14 protein-coding genes and 1 riboswitch are annotated in these 20,920 nt (G+C 46.1%); of the genes, 7 read left to right on the top strand and 7 right to left on the bottom strand.

What is annotated here, in order from left to right:
• Nucleotides 1–324: 324 nt before the first annotated feature.
• From R7D93_RS11755 to R7D93_RS11740, 4 genes are all read right to left on the bottom strand, one after another.
• Nucleotides 325–1,308 (bottom strand): GGGtGRT protein, encoded by a 984-nt coding sequence (locus R7D93_RS11755; RefSeq protein WP_225496639.1) that lies wholly within the window; start codon nucleotides 1,306–1,308, stop codon nucleotides 325–327.
• A gap of 23 nt (nucleotides 1,309–1,331) precedes the next feature.
• Nucleotides 1,332–2,024: an iron-sulfur cluster assembly scaffold protein gene (locus R7D93_RS11750; RefSeq protein WP_005386501.1), complete on the bottom strand. Its 693-nt coding sequence runs from the start codon at nucleotides 2,022–2,024 to the stop codon at nucleotides 1,332–1,334.
• A 259-nt stretch (nucleotides 2,025–2,283) separates the two neighbouring features.
• Nucleotides 2,284–2,359, bottom strand: a riboswitch (Fluoride riboswitch).
• A 156-nt stretch (nucleotides 2,360–2,515) separates the two neighbouring features.
• Nucleotides 2,516–2,815 (bottom strand): YebG family protein, encoded by a 300-nt coding sequence (locus R7D93_RS11745; protein WP_005380208.1) that lies wholly within the window; start codon nucleotides 2,813–2,815, stop codon nucleotides 2,516–2,518.
• A 128-nt stretch (nucleotides 2,816–2,943) separates the two neighbouring features.
• Complete coding sequence (locus R7D93_RS11740) at nucleotides 2,944–3,870, bottom strand: LysR substrate-binding domain-containing protein (protein WP_205390988.1); 927 nt, start codon at nucleotides 3,868–3,870, stop codon at nucleotides 2,944–2,946.
• A gap of 109 nt (nucleotides 3,871–3,979) precedes the next feature.
• Here R7D93_RS11740 and R7D93_RS11735 point away from each other — a divergent pair, with 109 nt between their 5' ends.
• On the top strand, nucleotides 3,980–4,954 hold the full coding sequence (locus R7D93_RS11735; protein WP_017636010.1) for a TDT family transporter: 975 nt from the start codon (nucleotides 3,980–3,982) through the stop codon (nucleotides 4,952–4,954).
• 75 nt (nucleotides 4,955–5,029) lie between these two features.
• On the opposite strand, the gene R7D93_RS11730 is transcribed toward R7D93_RS11735, so the two are convergent.
• The gene (locus R7D93_RS11730) at nucleotides 5,030–6,853 is read right to left on the bottom strand and encodes a DUF3413 domain-containing protein (protein ID WP_225496635.1); all 1,824 of its coding nucleotides are present in this window, start codon (nucleotides 6,851–6,853) and stop codon (nucleotides 5,030–5,032) included.
• A 252-nt stretch (nucleotides 6,854–7,105) separates the two neighbouring features.
• Between R7D93_RS11730 and recC the strand changes: the two genes are divergently transcribed.
• The 5 genes from recC (at nucleotide 7,106) to R7D93_RS11705 (ending at nucleotide 18,280) form a co-directional block, all read left to right on the top strand.
• Nucleotides 7,106–10,597, top strand: coding sequence for an exodeoxyribonuclease V subunit gamma (gene recC, locus R7D93_RS11725; RefSeq protein ID WP_225496633.1), 3,492 nt, complete (start codon nucleotides 7,106–7,108; stop codon nucleotides 10,595–10,597).
• Between the two features lie 326 nt (nucleotides 10,598–10,923).
• Complete coding sequence (gene recB, locus R7D93_RS11720) at nucleotides 10,924–14,598, top strand: exodeoxyribonuclease V subunit beta (RefSeq protein WP_180919381.1); 3,675 nt, start codon at nucleotides 10,924–10,926, stop codon at nucleotides 14,596–14,598.
• The gene (recD, locus tag R7D93_RS11715; protein ID WP_218745661.1) at nucleotides 14,598–16,745 is read left to right on the top strand and encodes an exodeoxyribonuclease V subunit alpha; all 2,148 of its coding nucleotides are present in this window, start codon (nucleotides 14,598–14,600) and stop codon (nucleotides 16,743–16,745) included. Before recB ends, recD begins: the two co-directional genes overlap by 1 nt.
• Nucleotides 16,746–16,910: 165 nt before the next feature.
• Nucleotides 16,911–17,921 carry a LysM peptidoglycan-binding domain-containing protein gene (locus R7D93_RS11710; protein WP_054574840.1) on the top strand — a complete coding sequence of 337 codons (1,011 nt, stop codon included), beginning with the start codon at nucleotides 16,911–16,913 and terminating at the stop codon, nucleotides 17,919–17,921.
• Nucleotides 17,909–18,280 (top strand): hypothetical protein, encoded by a 372-nt coding sequence (locus tag R7D93_RS11705; RefSeq protein WP_031780957.1) that lies wholly within the window; start codon nucleotides 17,909–17,911, stop codon nucleotides 18,278–18,280. The genes R7D93_RS11710 and R7D93_RS11705 overlap by 13 nt, the downstream gene beginning before the upstream one ends.
• A gap of 48 nt (nucleotides 18,281–18,328) precedes the next feature.
• Here the strand turns inward: R7D93_RS11705 and R7D93_RS11700 are convergent, their stop codons facing one another.
• Nucleotides 18,329–18,517: a hypothetical protein gene (locus R7D93_RS11700; RefSeq protein WP_005380230.1), complete on the bottom strand. Its 189-nt coding sequence runs from the start codon at nucleotides 18,515–18,517 to the stop codon at nucleotides 18,329–18,331.
• A 417-nt stretch (nucleotides 18,518–18,934) separates the two neighbouring features.
• On the bottom strand, nucleotides 18,935–20,272 hold the full coding sequence (gene argA / locus R7D93_RS11695; RefSeq protein ID WP_012841478.1) for an amino-acid N-acetyltransferase: 1,338 nt from the start codon (nucleotides 20,270–20,272) through the stop codon (nucleotides 18,935–18,937).
• 162 nt (nucleotides 20,273–20,434) lie between these two features.
• On the opposite strand from argA, the gene R7D93_RS11690 reads away from it, so the two are divergent.
• Nucleotides 20,435–20,890, top strand: a complete 456-nt coding sequence (locus R7D93_RS11690; RefSeq protein ID WP_005380234.1) for a DUF2850 domain-containing protein — start codon at nucleotides 20,435–20,437, stop codon at nucleotides 20,888–20,890.
• Nucleotides 20,891–20,920: the final 30 nt, after the last annotated feature.

Raw genomic sequence — 20,920 nt, 5'->3', positions numbered from 1 at the left:
GTTGATCTCCATGTGTTGAGTCTTGTGTCTCGTCTGTTCATTGACAAGAAATAATTAAGTTGTCAGTCATCATAATGAGAGTGCTAGGGAGTTTAAAGAGGGGAAATAGATAAAGTCTGTAGATGGATACCTTTTGTCTTTTTAGAGATATGTTTGTCTGATGAGAAATGTGTCGCAAAAGCCTTATCAGACAGATTTTGGGCAGAGACACAGTGAAGTGGGAGAAGGGAGCATCGCAAAAAAATAAGGGGAGGACCGAAGTCACTCCCCCTACACTGGGTTTGTTGGATTTACTGGCTTTAGATAGTAAAGCGATAAATCGGCTTAGAGGCTTAGCTCACCGACCTCTACTGCAAGTGCAACCGTTGCCCCTACCATTGGATTGTTGCCCATACCGATGAAGCCCATCATCGCTACGTGTGCTGGTACTGAAGAGCTACCCGCGAACTGAGCATCAGCGTGCATGCGACCCATGGTATCGGTCATACCGTAAGAAGCAGGACCAGCCGCCACGTTATCTGGGTGTAGAGTACGACCAGTACCACCACCTGATGCCACAGAGAAGTAAGGCATGCCTTCACGGTTACGCTCTGCTTTGTAGATACCAGCAACTGGGTGCTGGAAGCGAGTCGGGTTAGTCGAGTTACCAGTGATACTCACGTCCACTTGTTCTTTGTGCATAATAGCCACGCCTTCACGTACATCATCAGCACCGTAACAAAGGATCTCACCACGTGGACCTTGGGAGAAACGGCGACGCTCTACTTCCACTAACTCACCAGTTTGGTAGTTGTATTGAGTGCGTATGTAAGTGAAACCATTGATGCGTGAGATTAGGTAAGCGGCGTCTTTACCCAAGCCATTTAGGATCACTTTCAACGGATTTTTGCGTGATTTGTTCACGTTCAATGCGATTTTGATTGCGCCTTCTGCCGCTGCGAATGACTCATGGCCAGCAAGGAAAGCAAAACAGCCACTTTCTTCATTCAGTAGGCGAGCCGCCAATGCACCGTGACCGATACCCACTTGGCGTTGCTCTGCCACGCTGCCGGGTTTAGTGCACGCCTGAAGACCTTCACCGATGATGTTTGCAGCTTCTTCTGCTGTTTTTGCTCCGCGGAAAATCGCCAAAGCCGTACCCAGTGTGTAGGCATCGGCCGCGCTTTCGAACGCGATAGGTTGAGTGTCCATCACTAGTGCTTTAGGGTCGATACCACGATCCATACAGTATTGGTAAGCCTCTTCCAGAGAAGAAAGTTGCATTTCGTCTAATGTGCGACGTACAGATTCAGTAATTGGAGTGTTCATAATCTCTTTCCTTCTGGTGGCAATTATTGTTGGCGTGGGTTGATGGTCGTTACGGCTTCGTCAAAACGACCGTAAGTCCCTGTTGCTTTGTCTGCCGCTTCTGCAGCAGATACGCCTTCGTTGATGGCTTTCATCATCTTGCCGAGGTTGAGATATTGGTAACCAATCACTTCTTTGTTTTCGTCTAGCGCGAGTTTTGTTACGTAGCCTTCTGCCAGCTCCATGTAACGCACGCCTTTTGCTTTGGTTGAGTAGCTAGTACCCACTTGGCTGCGTTGAGTTTGACCAAGATCTTCCAATGCCGCACCAATTTCCAAGCCGCCTTCAGAGAAAGCAGATTGCGTACGACCGTAAACAAATTGAAGGAAGATTTCGCGCATCGCGACGTTAATAGCATCACATACCAAGTCGGTATTCAGTGCTTCAAGAATGGTTTTGCCAGTTAGGATTTCTGCGGCCATCGCGGCTGATTGAGTCATGCCTGAACAGCCGATCGTTTCGATCAAAGCTTCTTCGATGATGCCGTTTTTGACGTTAAGAGTCAGTTTTGCTGCACCTTGTTGAGGAGCACAAGCACCAACGCCGTGGCTAAGACCAGAAATCGCGATAACGTCTTTTGGATTGATCATTGCGCCTTCAACAGGGATCGGTGCAGATGCATGAAGATCGCCGCGTTGAATCGGGCACATTGATTGGATTTCGTGTGAGTATTGCATAGTGTTTTCCCAGTGTACGATATCCAGCCTATTTGTCAGACTCAACGGCGTTGACTGCTCTTATTCGCTCCATCAAATAGAAAACTATGTTCAGGAGGTTCATGCGTTTGTCGCCTTGTTGAGTTAACAACTATTTTGGATATCTTTTTAATTTTTGAGAAAACAGGAGCGGGGTTGGAGAAGAGTTGAATTGCTCACTACAGAACTCTCGCTTTCACAACATAAGCGAAAGCACTTCCAACAGGGCTGACCTGTTTTCGTTTCTGTAGGAGTCATTAGCTTTAACAGCGGTTCGAATCTTTCGATTCCGGTGGAACCCCATCACCGAACCCATTTAGACTAGATCTAAGTCACACTAATCTGCAACATGAAATTTAGAGCAATTTGGGATATTAAATCGGTTCTTTATATTCTCAGAGATATATGGAGATAAACGGAAGGAATAAAAAAACGCCGCATAATGCGACGTTTTTTCTAAACAAATGAGAGGCTTATGCAGCGTCTTCTTGCTCGCTATCTTCTTCAACAGCTTCAAGCTTCTTTGCTTTTTTTGGTGCAGGTTTACGTTTTGCACCAAGAGCGTAAAGCACTTCTTCTTTGTTTTGCGCAAGGAACATTGCAAGATCTTCTTGCTTACCTTCGTCTTCTAGAAGTTCACTCTTACCTAGCAGTGAGAATAACTCGTCCGCCATATCCAGCATTTTGTCGTATGCGTCAGCTTCCGCTTTAGAGGTAAAAGTCATTTTCTCTTCTCCATTGCGTTCTACCACGTACTTGACGATTACAGCCATGGTTGGTCCCCTAATTTGGTGTATTGATACTGGCTTTTTATACAGTTTTTGACCAATCAAGTCTAGCGACAAGCCTCAGAATGAGAGACACGTACAACTAACTGACTAGCATTTAAACTATCTTGGTTTCACTTTGCGGGTTTGTCCGTCAAAGGAAGGTTTGTTGGTCGCTCCCAATCTTGGCAAAATTCGATAAACGTTTTGAGCAATGGGCTTTGATATTTCTCTTTATGAACAAGTAACCAGAAGCGACGTTTCATATCTAAAGGCATGTCGAGCAGTTTTACGCGGCCGTCACGAATAGCAGGTTCTGCAGACAAACGTGACAAGCAGCCCAAGCCTAACCCTGCCGATACTGAGTTGATCAACGCTTCGGTGGTATTGAGCTGAAAAGCTTCATGCCAATGTTCCAAGCGCGGCGCGACAACGCGCATAAAAAATTCGCGTGAACCAGATCCTGCCTCTCGCAATATCCATTCACTGTTTTCTAGCTCGGTTAAGTTTACTGGCCCTTCGTGCGCGGCTGGGGAATTGGGCGCGCAAATCACGCACATTTCATCTTCGCTAAACTGGGTAGACTGCAATTCAGGGTGAAGTGTTTTGCCTTCAATGAGGGCTATGTCTAACTCGTAATCGGTCAGCATGTCGCAGATTTGTGCGGAGTTAGAAATGAACAGACTTTGAGAACGATGGTTCGTTTGCTGACGAAATTCGCTAAGCAAATAGGGCGCGACTTGGTTGCCAATGGTGTCGCTGGCACCAATGCGAAGTTGGCCCGATAGCGCTTGGTCACCATCGAAAATGCTCTCGATGTCCTTGGCTCGGTTGAGTAATTCATCCGCCAGTGGCAGTAGTTTTTGACCTTCTTGGTTCAAAATCAGTCGGTTATTAACACGATCAAATAAGTGATGGCCGATCTGCTTTTCTAATTCTGAGAGTGCCATGCTCACTGCGGCTTTCGATAAAAAGAGACTATCAGAAGCCGCTGTGAGCGTTTTGTGCTGCGTGATCGTCGTAAACACTTTCAGTTGTTTAAGAGAAATGTGACTTGCCATACCCCACCGTTAAGTAATTCTGAACGTTTGTTTTAAATAATTAGATATATCGGAACGAAGTGCAAGCGTATTATACGTCTCATCAAGAGTGAGTCTGGTTGAGGTCATCATGATTCAAAGAACAAAAGCAAAAGTAATGGGAGCGCCAACTCCAATGGCGGGTTTGGCTCTTGGTATTGCAAGCTTGGGCTGGAGTTGGGAAAACTTCGCCGAATTACATGGCTACGGACAGTGGATTAGTGCGGGTATCGCGAGCATATTGTTGGCTATATTGGCAACCAAGTTTTTGCTACATAATCATCTATTGAGACAAGATCTTGCTCATCCGGTTGTGGGCAGCGTGGTTCCGACATTTGCGATGGGCACTATGGTGGTATCGAACTCTCTCGGCCATTTTTACCCATTAGCTGGCGATGCGCTTTGGCTGATTGCGGTGGTTTTGCACATCGTGTTCTTGGTGAGCTTTGTTTACCATCGCGCCAAAGATTTTGAATTGCACCACATGGTTCCTAGTTGGTTTGTACCGCCTGTGGGTATCATCGTTGCGGATGTGTCTTTCTCTGGCAACCCGATGTTAGCACCAGTGGCACAAGGTGCATTGATGTTTGGTATGGTGGCGTACGCGATCATGTTGCCGATGATGATTTACCGTTTCATGTTCACCCATGAAATTCCGGATGCAGCGAAACCAACAATGGCAATCATGGCAGCGCCAGCAAGTCTATCATTGGCAGGGTACTTAACGGTCACTGCGACACCATCACCAGTGATCATCGCTATGCTATTTGGTATCGCGGTATTGATGACAGCCATCATTTACCTCGCATTCTTTAAATTGCTTAGACTGCCATTTAGCCCAGGCTATGCGGCGTTCACTTTCCCGATGGTGATCGGTGCGACGGCGCTGTTTAAAATGGCGAATTGGATGGAGTTGCAAGGATTGGCTGCGCACTATGTTCAACAAGTGCGAGGCTTAGCTGGTCTTGAGTTGATTGTGGCAACATTTGTTGTCTCTTATGTGGCTTTACAATACATCAACAACTTATTGATTCAGCCACGCTTGATGCACGCTCATCACGCTTAAATAGCAGATAGGAAAAAGCCTCTTGGTCTTACAACCAAGAGGCTTTTTTATTTCAATCGGCGTCGATGTTGGACACTAGCCTTTTTTGTAAAATCGCGACATCTCATCCAGAGAATGACGAATGATATCGACAGGAATTTTCTGTTCTTTCTCGACTTTTAACTGGCGATTCAGTTGCTGAGAGTGCCCGCCAGGGTTGACCACAAGCATCAGTTCTTTGCCGACCAATGCATAGTTGTAGTAGCTGCCTGCAATATACCAATCGCGAGAGGCAGAGCTATCAAACAAGTTATGACCAACGCTGTATGAACTCGTTGTGCCTTGAACGTCAAACAGCGTATTCATCATGGTTGGCACGACGTCAAAATGGGTCGTGCGGTAATCAACTTGCTCTGGCTGACGATTTGGCATGTACACATAAAGAGGCACATGTACTTGAACGTCACTGTAGTTACCCGTGTGGCCCCAATAGTTCATCTTATGGTCGTTAAACTCTTCACCATGATCTGATGAAATCACCACAATGGTATTGTCTAAGTCGACGTTTTTCAGCACATCGCCAATCAAGCTATCGATGTAGTACAACGAGTTCTTGTATCGATTGTGGTAAAGCGAAGCGTCAAAATCGTTGTTGAGCAAAATGTGGTCAACGCGTTCCCAGTATGGTTTGAATTTCGCAAATTCAGGTTCAGGAAACACCGTGCCGTGGGCGGCATCGTAGAACAGAAAACCAAAGTACGGCTTGTCGCTGTCCTGCTTTTGGAACTCGATGAACTTGTCTGTTATCTGCTGATCGCGCTCGACAGCTGTTTCCCCAGTTTGTTTCAGGGTCAAGTCCGACACTTTTTTGAATACCGTGCGAGAGAGTGGCGGACTGGTGAGCGGTGCTGAGCCAAAAATGCCCATGCGGTAGCCTTCTGCTTGCAGCGTATCCATAAACACAGGAGAGCGTTGACTTGCGTAAAAGCTTTCCCAGTAGGTCGCTGGCAAGCTGTAAAACAGGCTGAAAATACCCGCTTGAGTTGAGTTGCCGCCGCTCATATGTTGTGTGAAATTCACCGTTTTTTCGGCGAACTTGCTGACATTTGGCATGACTTCCGGCGTCGCATCACTGTAGCGCCACGCGTCAACCAAGATAAACAAAACATTGGGCTGTTTCTCTTTGCTTTGCACTTGAATCGGCGCAAGCGGGTAGTTGAGTGAGCTACGTTCAATGTTGGTTAACTCTACGCGGTTCTTCGATGCAATGTTCTCATCCACTAGGTCGTGTTTGTAAATAAATTTACGAGCCGTCAGCGGGTAGTAAAGTGGCCAGTTGTTCGAAAACTGACTGACTTCATCGTCGTAAAGTGCGTTTTTGTACGCATGAATCATCTGCGTGCTAAGCAATACAGCAAACCAGACGCTGATCAAAACGAACTTAGCTCGGCTTTGTGCCAGTTGATTACTTACCCAAACGGTACAAGCGAGCCCGATCACCAGAACGGCAACTTCACTGACGAAGATAAGCCAACTCATCCAAGAAATATCGAAGACATCACCGCCACCTTCGAAAAACATACGGATTAATAGGGCGTTGATGTGAAGTTTGTATTGCTGAAAAACGAGGATATCGACTTTAAACATGATCAATAGACAGATCGCGATAGCGATCACGATACCTTTGAATGCTCGAGTCGGTAGAAAAGAGAGCAATAAACTCAACAACATAAATGGAAGAGCGATCAAGCCCAGCCAGCCATATTGAGTCGAGACCAAATAGTAACCTTGCAACAAGGTTAGCGGTTCATTCTGATTGTTAGACAACACAAAAGGATAACAAGCGATCGACAGGTACACTGCAAAGCAAGCAAAAAAAGCAATCAGCCAAGCGCTGTTGGAAGACAGTTTGCGAAACATACTTTTTGTTTGTTTATAAATTATGGGTAGAGGGAGTATAAAACAGTGTTTTTTATTATGGAATAGTTGCGACTAATGTCACATTTTGTATGGAAGTGTCAGACTTGATTGACATGTGAAAATTCAGAAGATTCATACTCTATTTGAGTGATATATAACCTTTTGTTTTTTCCGAACGCGAGATCACTGCGGGTTTAAATGGGGCTGTGCTAAGCTAGCTAACAGTTTCAATCGGCGCTCGGTATTCCCAATTTGTTTACTGTTTATCACTCCAACCAAGTTGACGTTCTTAAATCACTCCTTGTCGAACTGATTCGAATCAGTCCGCTGGAAAACCCGTTCGAAAAAGAACAAATTCTGGTTCAAAGTCCGGGCATGTCCCAGTGGCTAAAAATGGAATTGGCCAAAGAGTTTGGTGTTGCCGCGAACATTGATTTTCCGCTTCCTGCTACCTTCATTTGGGAAATGTTTACGCAGGTGTTGCCAGACGTGCCCAAGCGCAGTGCGTTTAACAAAGAAGCGATGACGTGGAAGCTGATGCATCTGCTACCGGGGCTTCTCAACCAAGAGGTGTTTTCGCCGTTAGCGCAGTACCTCAAAGATGACAGTGACCACTCTAAGCTGTATCAGCTGGCTGAGAAAATTGCCGATATTTTCGATGGTTACTTGGTGTATCGTCCGGAATGGATCGCAAGTTGGGAAGCCGGGAAGAGTGTGGCAGAGTTGGAAGATGAGCATCCGTGGCAGCCGATCTTATGGCAAGCGTTGTATGATCACACTGTGTCATTAGGACAGTCTCCATATCACCGTGCCAACCTTTATGAGCACTTTATCGACACGTTAGAGAGTTTTAACGGCAATTTTGGCCATTTACCCAAGCGTTTGTTTGTTTTTGGCATTTCTTCGTTGCCGCCTCGCTATATGGATGCGCTAAAAGCAATTGGTGAACACATCGACGTGCATCTGATGTTCACCAACCCGTGTCGTTATTACTGGGGTGAAGTTCGAGATCGCAAATATCTGGCTCGTTTGGCGGCGAAACATCGTCAGCACGTTGTGTGGCAGGACGATCACTCGGAAGTGCAAGGTGAAACTGAGCAACTGAAAGGATCACTGGAAGATAATGTGATCGATGAGCTGCACACCGATGTGGTCGGAAACAGTCTGTTGGCATCCATGGGTAAACTCGGGCGCGACAATATGTATCTGTTGTCTCAGCTGGAATCTCATGAAATCGAAGCCTTTGTTGATGTTGAGCGCGACAGTCTGCTCCATCAATTGCAAGCGGATATTCTCAATCTTGAAGAACATCAAGATGATCAACAGATTGAAAACAGTCATCACAAACAAGTGGTTAGCTTGGGTGATAAATCACTGAGCCTACACGCTTGTCACAGCCCGATGCGCGAAGTGGAAGTGCTGCATGATCAACTGTTGGCGATGTTCGATGCTGACCCAACGTTAAAACCGCGCGATATTATCGTGATGGTCGCGGACATCAACGCTTACAGCCCTGCGATTCAGGCGGTCTTTGGTAACGCGCCGGGTGAGCGTTTTATTCCATATTCGATTTCTGACCGAACCGCCGATCAAGAGAGCCCAATTCTGGCTGCATTTATGCAGTTGGTGAACTTACCCAATACGCGCTGTTTGGCATCAGAACTACTCGAACTTCTGGAAACTCCAGCGATATTAAAGCGTTTTGAACTCAGCGAAGATGATTTCTTACAAGCCAAACAATGGGTTGAGGAATCGGGAATTCGCTGGGGGTTGGATGCCAATACCGGACGCGAATTTGAACTGCCGGAAACTCGTCAAAACACATGGCAATTTGGTATTCAACGAATGTTGCTTGGCTACGCGATGCCAGAATCCGCTGGTTTGTTTGAAACCGAGCAAGGCAGTTTGTCTCCGTACAACGAAGTGCAAGGCATGGGCGCAGAGCTGGCGGGCAAGTTGGCACACTTTATCCAACAAATTAGCACTTATCGAAGCAAACTTTCTCATGTTCAAACTATCGATGGTTGGCGAGAGACTTTGGTTTCACTGCTGGATGACTTCTTCTCTGTTGAGTTAGAAGGCGAAATGGCGCTCAAATCCATTCGCGATACGCTCAGCCAACTCAAAGAGCAATTAGCTGATGCCGCATTTGATGATGCGTTATCGCCGTCGATCATCAGCCAATACCTTCAAAACAAATTATCTGGCACACGAGTCAGCCAGCGCTTCCTTGCTGGTCAAGTGAACTTTTGTACTCTGATGCCGATGCGCTCTATTCCGTTTAGAACCGTTTGTCTACTGGGGATGAATGACGGCGTGTACCCACGCTCCATGCCGCCAGAAGGCTTTGACTTGATGACGGGAAGAACCAAGCCGGGCGACCGTTCGCGCCGAGATGATGACCGTTACCTATTCCTCGAAGCGATGTTGTCTGCACAGCAAACGCTCTACATCAGTTATGTTGGCCGTTCAATCCAAGACAACACCGAGCGAGTGCCTTCGGTTCTGGTTTCTGAGCTGATGGAATACTGTCACCAAAACTATTGTTTAAGTGGTGATGAAGCGTTGCCCGTTGATGAGTCTGGCGATAACTTATTAAATGCGTTGGTGAATACCCACGCCATGGTGCCGTTTAGCCCAAGGGCGTTCCAAGGCATGCACGCCAGCTACGCGAAAGAGTGGATTCCAGCGGCATTGACTCAAAGTAGTCAATCGCAAGGCTATGTTCGTCGTGATTTTAATCGGGCATTAGACGACTATCTGTTAGGAGCGACGTTCCCACTTGAGCTCGACTTAGTCGAGTTGCAACGTTTCTGGCGCTTACCTGTGCAGTATTTTTTCAATCGTCGTTTAAAAGTAATCTTTGAACCGCCGCTACCGGTGATGGAAGACGACGAACCCTTTGTTTTAGGTGGTTTGGAAAGCTATCAAATGCGTGATGAGCTGTTAGAAACCTTGCTTGAAACGACATTGATGCAGCCAGAGAAAAAAACAGAGGTACTTAAACACTTTATGAGTCAACAGCGCGCGCAAGGCAAACTGCCGGTGGGGGCGTTTGGTGATATCGAGTTTGAAACCAACCGAGTTCAGGCGGAAGAGCTGGTGGATAAACTGGCGTTTTTATCTGGTGCGCCTCAAGACGATTTGGAAATCGACCTGACGTTTGATTCCTTGTTTGAGCGAAATGAAGGCGAAGAGAAAAACGTTCGCCTAACAGGTTGGCTGACTCAATGCTACCAATCCGGTTTGATTCGCTACCGAAGCGGTAAGATTCGATCGCAGGATTACCTTGCAGCGTGGGTCGATCACCTTGCCATGTCGGCGTCGGGTCATGCTAAGAAAACCCACATCATTGGTTACGATCGTAAAGAAGGCGCGCTGCATTTGATCTACCCAGAAATTGCCGATGCTCAGTATGCCAAACAGCTACTGACTGAATTAGTTCGCTTATTCTTCGAAGGCATGACTAAGCCTTTGCCTTATTTCCCGAAAACGGCGTTGGCTTGTGTTGAAGCGGGCTTTAGTCGCGGTCAGTGGGTAGATGACGAAGAGAAATCTTTGAAGAAAATGGCTGACGCATTCAATGATGGCTTCATGAGCCCGGGCGAAGGCAATAATGCGTACATCTCTCGAATTTGGCCTGCTTGGAATGATGAGTTGGCCTCAGAAGTTCGTTTGCTGACAGCATTAGTTTTGCAAGGTGCGCGCTTAGCGGTTCAAGACGCTGATGACGTAAAAGCGTAATAAAGACAGTTGGATAAAGAGAAGGAAGAGTAGGGTGGCCGCCAGAAAATCATTATTTTTTGTAGGGCGTTCGCTGTACGGCCACAAGGTCAGAGGGACCATGATACTTTTGTTTAATTCATTTGAGTTGTGCCGCCAAAAGGTTTGGCTTATCTCGTGGGGCGCATACTAACGGTACGTCTTATGGATAACCGTGAGAAAGATCTCACAAAGCTCTAAATTATCCAACTTATTAAACATATTAATAGAATTTTTAACTATAGATCACATTTATTAGGTGATACGTCCTAGTAAATAATCCGGAGAGATTCAGCGTTATGGATCAAATGTCAGGTGCAGAGTGTCCTCTACATACATTAGACCGCACAGAGCAACCTCAACCAACGCCACTAGAACCGATGACGTTTCCTCTGCATGGTGCGAGGTTAATCGAGGCATCAGCAGGTACAGGTAAAACCTTCACTATTGCAGGTTTATATCTGCGCCTTTTGCTTGGTCACGGCAGCGCGGAAACTCGACATCGCGTACCGCTTACGGTCGACCAAATTCTGGTTGTAACCTTTACCGAAGCGGCAACTGCGGAATTGCGCGATCGTATCAGGGCAAGAATCCATGATGCGCGAATCGCGTTTGCGCGTGGACAGAGTTCCGACCCGGTGATCCAACCTTTGCTTAATGAGTTTGACGATCACAAGCAAGCCGCAGAAATTTTATTGCAGGCAGAGCGTCAGATGGACGAGGCGGCGGTCTACACCATTCACGGTTTTTGCCAACGTATGCTAACGCAAAATGCGTTTGAATCTGGCAGCCGATTTAATAACGAGTTTGTGACCGATGAAAGTCACCTAAAAGCGCAAGTTGTAGCCGATTACTGGCGCCGCAATTTCTACCCGTTGCCATTTACCTTGGCTGGGGAAATTCGCCAGCTATGGAGCTCTCCATCTGCGTTGTTGTCTGACATTAGCAATTACTTAACCGGTGCGCCGTTAAGCCTTTCTGTTCCTGCAATGAAAGGCAGTTTGGCTGATCTTCATACTGAAAATTTGAAAAAAATTGATGAATTAAAAGCACAGTGGCGAGAAAGCCAAGATGACTTCTTAACGCTGATTTCGTCTTCAGGTGTAAATCCGAGAAGTTACAACAAAAAGTCTCTGCCGACGTGGTTGGAGGCGGTAAACGCTTGGGCTGCAACGGAAACTACAGGTTACGATTATCCAGACAAGCTGGAGAAATTCGCGCAAAACGTCTTGTTGGAAAAAACACCGAAAGGCAGTGCGCCGCAGCATGCGGTATTTGAAGCCATTGAAACATTTCTTGCCAATCCAATCAGCTTAAAAGCGCCACTGCTTGCGCAGGCGATTGAGCATTGTCGTGTGATGCTGGCCAACGCGAAAAATCAAAAACAGTGGCTCTCTTTCGATGATTTGCTGACGCAACTTTCTGCTTCTATCGATACGGACGAAAGCGAGCTTTTAGCGGCGCGTATTCGTACTTTGTATCCTGTCGCAATGATTGACGAATTCCAAGATACCGACCCGCTTCAATACAGTATTTTCAGCCGTATTTATCTGAACAACCCGGAATGTGGTTTGTTTATGATCGGGGACCCCAAGCAGGCGATTTATGGCTTTCGTGGCGCAGACATTTTCACTTATATCAAAGCGCGTAACCAAGTAAGTGCCCACTACACGTTAGGAACCAACTGGCGTTCTAGCGCAGATATGGTGCAGGCGGTAAACCAAGTATTTGCTTTGCCAGACTGTCCATTTATCTATGATTCGGACATCCCGTTCTTACCCGTTAAGTACAGTCCTAATGCCGAAAAACGCATTTGGACTATGGGTGGCCAAAAGCAACCGGCGCTGACTTATTGGTTGCAAGAAGCGGACGATAAACCGCTACTAAAAGGCGAGTATTTGACTCGAATGGCAGAGGCGACCGCAAGCCAAATCCAAACCATTTTGACGCAGGCTCAACAGGGGCAAGCGTGTCTGGTGAATGGCGAAAAACAGAAAGCGGTTCAAGCGGGCGATATCGCGGTATTGGTTCGAACAGGTAGCGAAGGTCGAATGATCAAACAAGCGTTGGCTGATCAAGGCATTGCCAGCGTGTACCTGTCTAACCGAGACAGTGTGTTTACCAGTTCGGTGGCGCAGGATTTACAGCGTTTGCTGCAAGCGGTGCTGACTCCAGAAAATGACCGTGCGCTGCGTGCAAGTCTTGCTTCTGAGCTGTTTGCCCTCGACGCAGCAAGTTTGGATGCACTTAATAACGATGAAATTGTGTGGGAAAACGCCGTAAACGAATTCAAAGAATATCGCAAACTTTGGGTTCAACGTGGTGTGCTGCCGATGTTGCGCGCGGTGATCAGCAAACGCCATATTGCCGAGCGATTACTAGAAGAAGGTGCGAGTTCACAGGGTGAGAATGGTGAGCGAGTACTTACCGATTTAATGCACATCGGTGAACTGCTTCAACAAGCCAGTAATGAACTGGATAGCGACCACGGTCTGCTGCGTTGGCTCGCTCAGTCCATCAGTGATGCGGAAAATGGTTTGGGTGGCAGTGATGACCAAATCCAACGTTTAGAATCGGAACGTAACTTAGTGCAGATCGTAACTATTCACAAATCAAAAGGCTTGGAGTATGACCTCGTATTTCTGCCGTTTGTGTTCAGCTATCGAGAAGCCAGCGAAGCCAAATATTACGATGCAGCCAATGACCGCACGGTACTGGATATCACTGGCAACGATGCGTCCATGAAGCAAGCGGATAAAGAGCGTTTGGCGGAAGACTTACGCTTGATATACGTGGCACTAACGCGTGCTGTGTATGCGTGTTTTATTGGAGCCTCGCCTTTGCGCAATGGTCGTTCGACCAAAGAGCCAACTGGCGTACACCGCAGTGCGATTGGCTATTTGATTCAGAATGGTCAAGAAGGTGGCATTAACGATTTGCACCAAGGTTTAACAAAGCAACAAGACGAGCTTGATTGTGTCGTCGTGGCCGATCCGCCGCAGAAACTCGAAGAGAAGTACGTAGCGCCACAAGAAGAAGTACACGATCTTAGTGCGAAAGAACTGCAAAACCCTATCGACAGAAACTGGCGCATCACCAGTTACTCTGGCTTGGTCAAGCAAGGCTCTCATCACGCCGAGCATGATGCCACGATTGAGATTACAGGTTTCGATATCGACTCATCTGAAGAACAAGACGAAGCGGATTTGGTGGAGCCAGAGCGTTCGATTTTTACCTTCCCTCGTGGTGCGCGTCCGGGTACGTTCCTGCACAGCCTGTTTGAGGAAATTGAATTTACTCAGCCAGCCACGACGGAAGAGAATACACAAATCATCCTTGGCTTGATGGAAAGCGAACAGCTCGATGAAGAGTGGTTGCCCATTTTACAGCAATTGATTGATACCGTACTCGCAACGCCGTTGGATGGTAAATCTTTGCTGCTGAATCAAAAAGCACCGTCGCAACGTTTGGTGGAGATGGAGTTTTTGCTGCCGATTGAAGTTTTGTCTGCACCGGCGTTAAACCGAGTCATTCAACGTCACGATCCGTTGTCGGCGAAAGCGGGGGATTTAGGTTTCCAAACCGTGCAAGGCATGCTCAAAGGTTTTATCGACTTGGTGTTTGAACATCAAGGTAAATACTACGTGCTTGACTGGAAATCGAATCATCTTGGCGACGATGTGACGAGCTACCATGGTGAGGCTCTGAAATCGGCGATGGCGGATCACCGCTACGATTTGCAGTACCAGATTTATGCGTTAGCACTGCATCGTTTCCTACGCAGCCGATTGGCGAATTATCAATATGAGCAGCACTTCGGTGGCGTGTATTACTTGTTCTTGCGCGGCATGGATGGGCAGAGTGACCACGGCATTTTTGCTGCGAAACCAACCTTAGACTTCTTACAAGAGATGGATCGTTTGATTGATGGTCAAGCACTTGAAACGCGCTCAACTCAAGCCGGGCAGATGGAGCTACTTTAATGACGACAAATCGCAATCTTCATTCTGGCCAAGATAGTCTATTGGTAGTGCTGGAACGCTTGGCGCACAAAGGTGCTATTCGTCAGCTCGACTACCAATTCGCCTGCTTTATTGATTCTCAAGCGCATGATGAATCGTCGGACAGCCAAGCATTGGCGTTTATCGCTGGTGTTGTCAGTAGTGAGCTCGGCAAAGGACATATCTGTCTGTCTCTGTTCGATGCACAAGGGCAATCTGCGGATTTAGCCAGTAAGTTAGGGCTGTTTGGTGAGTCGGCATTGGCGCTCAACACACAGTTGCAAGGCATAGACTGGATTCAAGTATTACAAAATTCCAGCGTGGTCGGCGCGCAAGGAGAAGCCTTGCCTTTAATGTTCGATGGTGAGCGTCTGTATCTGCATCGCTATTGGCATTATGAAGTGACACTGGCGGAAAAGCTCAATCAGTTGGGCGCCGCAGTTAACTTGCAACCACAAGAGTTTGCGCGATTATCCGAGTTGCTCAACCATTTGTTTGCACGCCAATACCATTTTCTGTTTAACGCGTTAGGTAAAGCAGTAGAAGCGGGAAACAGTAACCAAGTGTTGCGTCAGCAACTGGTGTGTGACCACCTCGATGTGGTCGCAAGCGAATCGTTGGATTGGCACGCCATTGATTCCGTACTTAGCAATGCGCGCAAGGTTCAGGATTTACAAACACTGGATGAACTCGTGCCACTCTCGGCTTGCGTGAACTGGCAAAAAGTCGCGGCGGCGGTTGCGTTGACCCGTCGGTTTGCTGTGATTTCTGGTGGCCCAGGTACGGGTAAAACGACGACGGTAACCAAATTGCTTGCTGCTTTGATTGAACAGGCAACGCACGAGAAAAATCTGACCATTAAGCTGGTGGCCCCGACGGGGAAAGCGGCGGCGCGATTAACCGAGTCCATTGGTAAAGCAGTGCAAGAACTGCCAGTTTCTCCGGAGCTAAAAGCCAAAATTCCGACTGAATCGAGTACCTTACATAGGTTGCTGGGCGCGATTCCTAATAGCGCAGAATTTCGTCACAACAAGCAAAATCCACTGCATTTGGATATTTTGGTTATCGATGAAGCGTCGATGGTCGATTTGTCAATGATGTACAAAGTGGTCGATGCCTTACCGAAACATGCGCGGCTGATTTTGTTAGGTGATAAAGACCAACTTGCCTCAGTTGAAGCTGGGGCAGTGTTGGGTGATATCTGTTCGTTCCATGCATTGGGTTATGGCAAAGAGCAGGCGTCAGCCATCGCAAAACTGACGGGTTTCGATACTTTAGCGCATACGGGTAACAGTGCATCTAGCATTGCTGATAGTTTATGTATGCTGCAAAAGAGCTACCGATTTGACGCTCGCTCAGGCATTGGTCAGTTGGCAAAAGCGGTTAACTCAGGTTCTGCTGCGAGCGTAGATAACGTCTGGGCGCGTGACTTTTCTGACATCGAACACTTCGCGCTAAGTAGTCAACATTACAACCAAATGATGCAGACGTTGGTGCAGGAATACGGTCGTTACCTCAAACGCATTGGACAACAGGAAACCGATCCTAAAACCGGAGAGCCAGAGTCGCTAACGCACAAAGCCAAAGCGGTGTTAGATACCTTCAACCAATGCCGGTTGCTGTGCGCGATCCGTGAAGGTGACTTCGGTGTGGCTGGGCTAAACCAACGTATCGAGAAAGCGCTCGCAGCGCGCAAGTTCATTCAAGTTCAGGATGAAATTTGGTACCACGGCAGACCCGTCATGGTTACGCGTAATGATCACGGTTTAGGTTTGTATAACGGTGATATTGGTATTTGCATGCGAGATGACACTGAAGAAGAACCGCGTTTGAAAGTCTTTTTTGAGTTACCTGACGGCAGTGTGAAATCGGTCTTGCCAAGCCGAGTACCTGAACATGAAACGGCTTACGCCATGACCATCCATAAATCGCAAGGCAGTGAATTTGATTACACCCTGATGATTTTGCCACCAGACTTTAGCCCGATATTAACCCGTGAGTTGATTTACACAGGCATTACCCGCGCGAAAAAGCGTTTAGCTCTTTACGCCGAACTTAATGTTCTGAAGCGAGGCATTAAGGTGAAAACCACTCGTGCGAGTGGGTTAGTACAGCGGCTTACCAACTGATTATGGACTTAGTTTATAGTCAGTTTTACCTTTGTTACATGTCAAACTTGGTGATGAGTTGTGTTTTAACAATTCTCTTTCTGAAAGAAAAGTCATTTCAATTGATGTTTTTGAATCTGAAACGTTAACATTATGCGCAATTATGGGCATAAGGATCTGAATGAAATGAATACAACTTACTTTAACAGCGTTAATAGGTATAGCTACATATATAGTGTTAAGCCTGGTGATACTCTTACGAGAATTATATGGAAGTTTTATCATTTTAAGTTTGGAACAGATGGCTATAATTTTGCTCTTGCTCAAATAAAAAAAGACAACCCTAAAATTTCAGACCCTAATTCGATTAAATCTGGTCAATCTATTTACTTGAGAAAGTTGAACGTTTCAAATACCAAGCAATCTGAGTTTTCTTCTAAAATTGCCATTTCAGATCATGATCAAGCGCAATTTGAATCAACGATGAAATCTATGTCGCAAAACGAAAAGGAAGCATTTTGGGCTCTTTCTTGGCTTGATGATAATTGGGGGCCTGCGAGCGCAGGTATCGGTGCTACTTTTGCGTCCATGGGGGCTTTATTAGGAGATAGTGAAAAAGGAAATGTTGCAGAGCTAAAAAAGCTTGATGGTTTATATAGAGATTATAAATCAGGAACGTTTTCGAAAGGGCAGTATGATTATCGCAGGAAAAAACTATTAGAGAATGTAGCAAAAAATCTTGGACCAACTGAGAAGCTTCTCTTTAATGGTAAGAAAGCTCGAGAGGCTATGAGGATATCTAGAAACGGCGGGGTTATGACTACTGCGGCGCTTAAGAAGAATACAGATAGGTTAGCAAAGTTATCAAAAGTAGCAGCTAAAGGCGGCACTGTATTAACTGCAGTTAATATTGGTATTGCCTGCGATCAGATAGCTAGAGCAGACTCTAACGCAAAGAAAAACGAAATATTGGTGGAAACTGCAGCAAGTACAGTAGTTGGTTTAGCTGGCGGGGCCGTTATATCTCTGGTAGTTATGGCTACTCCAGTTGGTTGGATAGGCGCTATCGCTTTAGGGGTTGTCTCTGCCAGTGCTAGTTATGCGTCTGGTAAAGTTGTTGCTGATAAATACAAAGAGTTATATAGCAATATAGACTTAGTTGGTAAGACCAAGGTCGGTGAAGTTTGCAGTTATTAGAAGTTTCTTTTATTACATTTTTTGTTGCAGGTGCTTTGTTAGTTTTTTGGTACCTGATAGTAGGTATTTTGCTTATTGTTATCACGCCGCAAAAAGTAAAGCACTATGCGTATACTAGTGAGCACTATACAGATATTGAGCTTGCTTTAGTTTCTGGATTTCACTTTGGGGCCTTAATACATGGATTAGCTCTTGTTGCCGCAGTTGCATTTCCTAAGTTGGCCAAAAAAAGAAAGCTAACAGATATTCGTAGAGTTTGCCCAAAGTGGTTCATAAGTATTGGGCTAGTGTACTGGACTATTTTAATCTTTATCGTAGTCACTATTTTTGCATCTTTGTTAGCTATGATTTTGTTTTGAATTGATTACGTACGTAAAAGAAGACCGAGCTTATGGCTCGGTCTTCTTTTATGCATGTTTTGCAAACGCATTGGTAAAAGACACGCTGCGTATTTTGTATTGCTGTTGATAAGCAAGAATAAAATCTCGGATAGCGTCATTTACGGGGAAAACACAGTGGACGTCTAGGCCTTCTAAAAACTGATTGTCAGCCATATCCCAGAAGCTTTGAAGCGAATTACAAATGATTGTTCTCATAACAGTGCTCGTCTCGGCTTATTTAAAGTCAGATTAACAACTGTCCTTGGTGTGCAATACGGAGCTAACTAGTTTTTCAATTGCCCAGTATTTTAGGGTGAAGGCTACATTACATCACCTAGATCCATTCGTATTGGTTAAAAACCAATCACTAGCGAGCAGAGTATAGCCAACCAAATGTATATTTAAAAGATAAAATTGGAACAAAAATCAAGCAATGGTTTGCGCATTTCTAAGTTGGGTTTACATGATGACCCGCTAGTCCGGAGTAGGGTTTATGTGTGGCCTTACTCCTAAACAAACTCGTTCCTAAACAAGCTCGATGTGCAGGGTTGAGCGTTAATGAACTGAATCCTGCCCTTTGAGGTTAGTTGGTATAGTGGAACGTTAAGTTTCGCTCCCTGATTTAAGGTTAAGCTATAAATCTAACGCTAAGATTTTGGACTTACGCTGGAAGTTATATAACCCTTGTTTGGCTCCAGGCAAATAGTCGACACTGACTTCGTAAAAACCTTGCTCTCTAAACCAATGCAAACTGTGTGTCGTGAGGACAAAAATTTGATCAATGGTCTCGGATTTAGAACGATGTTTCATGTAGTTGAGCAGTAACAAACCTCGGTTTCCATCACGATAGTCAGGGTGAATCGCTACGCAAGCCATCTCAGCTTTGCGCTCTTCTGGGTATGGATAAAGGGCAGCACAGCCAATAATCAAGCCGTCTTTTTCGATGATGGTAAATTTTCCAATCTCTTGCTCTAGCTGCTCTCGAGAGCGCCTAACGAGTACACCTTGTTCTTCTAAAGGGCGAATGAGGTCTAAGATACCGCCAATATCGTCAATATTAGCTTGCCTCACTTGTTCAGCACTCGCCATAACAACTTGGGTACCGATACCGTCGAAAGAGAACAACTCCTGAATTAAGGCGCCATCTACTTTATAACTGATCAAGTGGCTACGAGGTACTCCGGCACGGCAAGCGGCAATAGAGCCTTTAAGAAAGCGCAGTGTCCCAGTGTTGTAATCTAGGTCAGGAGACGTATTTTCAGAGAGTGTTTTGATGACATGCTCCGCTTCAATTGGCAGTAACTCGGCGACAGCATTGCCGTTGTCATCAATGACACCTTGTTCGGAGCAAAAACCAATCAGCTTATCCGCACCCAGCTTTATCGCTAGTTGGGTGGCGACTTCTTCCGATAATAAATTGAAGCACTCGCCAGTCACAGAGCTCGCAATGGGGCCAAGTAGCACAATAGAGCCTTGGTCGAGCGTGCGATTAATCGCGTCGGTGTCAATGCGGCGAATACGTCCACTATGGCAATAGTCCACACCATCATCAACGCCGAGTGGTTGGGCAATGATGTAGTTTCCGCTAACGACATTGAGCTGGGTACCTGCCATCGGAGTATTGTTGAGGCTCATTGATAGGCGCGCAGTAATCGCAAGCTGAAGTTGTCCGGCAGCTTGCATAACAACAGATAAAGCCGATTCATCCGTAATGCGGATATTTTTGTGGTAAGGCGTAGTGAGGTCTTGTTTTTCTAGCAGCTGATTAATTTGAGGACGTGCACCATACACCACCACGACTTTGATTCCGAGGCTGTGCATGAGGGCGATATCATTAATAATGTTGCCAAAATTTTTGTGTGCGACGGCTTCTCCGCCCAGCATGATCACCATGGTTTTTCCGCGGTGAGCATTGACATAAGGTGTTGATTGACGGAATCCTTTTACGAGAGCAGTACTACGAATTTTCACTACAGCCATTCCTTTGTTTAATTATGTTAAAATAATGCCTTTTTATTCATTTGGTGGCAAGGTGAAATTTTGGAATAAAGCACAAACATATTGAGGTAGGTTCTTGGTCCCGTTAAAAGGGAAGGTTACAATGGGTGCGTCTTTCCTCAATACGTGAACCTCATGTCTTCTGCTGTTAATAAGAATGCTGCGATCACTGCTTCCAATCTGTCAAAAACGTCATCTAAATCAATGCTTCGTAAGTGGCTAGAGCGTTCTCTCATGCTTATAGCGATAGTTGGAACCGTTGTCGTGTGCATGCTGTATAGTGATTTGATTACTCGAACCATTAATCCGCCCATTCCCAAATCGACAATTTATGGTCGCTGGGTTGAGCAAGATGTTGCGCCTTATGCTCGTGAAGAATTTGTGTTGAGTGAGCGCGGTGTTACCGTAAATGGTTCTACAGTGGCGACCAGTTTTGAATTCGATGGGGATTCGTTTTCGTATCGAGTGGGTTCAAATGAGCGGCACTTCAATTTTGTGGGTAAGCAGCATGCAGAAATGAAGCTGGATGCCAATGCACATTATCTACCTGTATTCCGTTTAGAGGGGCGTGCAAGGATTGCGGTAAGATAGTCGTTTTTATCTTTGTCTGTTAAGCAGAGA

This window comes from Vibrio sp. YT-15 (assembly GCF_033337445.1).
Classification (GTDB): domain Bacteria; phylum Pseudomonadota; class Gammaproteobacteria; order Enterobacterales; family Vibrionaceae; genus Vibrio; species Vibrio alginolyticus.
Note: the sequence above shows the minus strand (reverse complement) of the source record. Positions and strands in the feature narration are given on the sequence as shown.

Coding starts and splice junctions, on each gene's coding strand:
- R7D93_RS11755 (WP_225496639.1), bottom strand. CDS start 1,308: ATGAACACTCCAATTACTGAATCTGTACGTCGCACATTAGACGAAATG.
- R7D93_RS11750 (WP_005386501.1), bottom strand. CDS start 2,024: ATGCAATACTCACACGAAATCCAATCAATGTGCCCGATTCAACGCGGC.
- R7D93_RS11745 (WP_005380208.1), bottom strand. CDS start 2,815: ATGGCTGTAATCGTCAAGTACGTGGTAGAACGCAATGGAGAAGAGAAA.
- R7D93_RS11740 (WP_205390988.1), bottom strand. CDS start 3,870: ATGGCAAGTCACATTTCTCTTAAACAACTGAAAGTGTTTACGACGATC.
- R7D93_RS11735 (WP_017636010.1), top strand. CDS start 3,980: ATGATTCAAAGAACAAAAGCAAAAGTAATGGGAGCGCCAACTCCAATG.
- R7D93_RS11730 (WP_225496635.1), bottom strand. CDS start 6,853: ATGTTTCGCAAACTGTCTTCCAACAGCGCTTGGCTGATTGCTTTTTTT.
- recB (WP_180919381.1), top strand. CDS start 10,924: ATGTCAGGTGCAGAGTGTCCTCTACATACATTAGACCGCACAGAGCAA.
- recD (WP_218745661.1), top strand. CDS start 14,598: ATGACGACAAATCGCAATCTTCATTCTGGCCAAGATAGTCTATTGGTA.
- R7D93_RS11710 (WP_054574840.1), top strand. CDS start 16,911: ATGAATACAACTTACTTTAACAGCGTTAATAGGTATAGCTACATATAT.
- R7D93_RS11700 (WP_005380230.1), bottom strand. CDS start 18,517: ATGAGAACAATCATTTGTAATTCGCTTCAAAGCTTCTGGGATATGGCT.
- R7D93_RS11690 (WP_005380234.1), top strand. CDS start 20,435: ATGTCTTCTGCTGTTAATAAGAATGCTGCGATCACTGCTTCCAATCTG.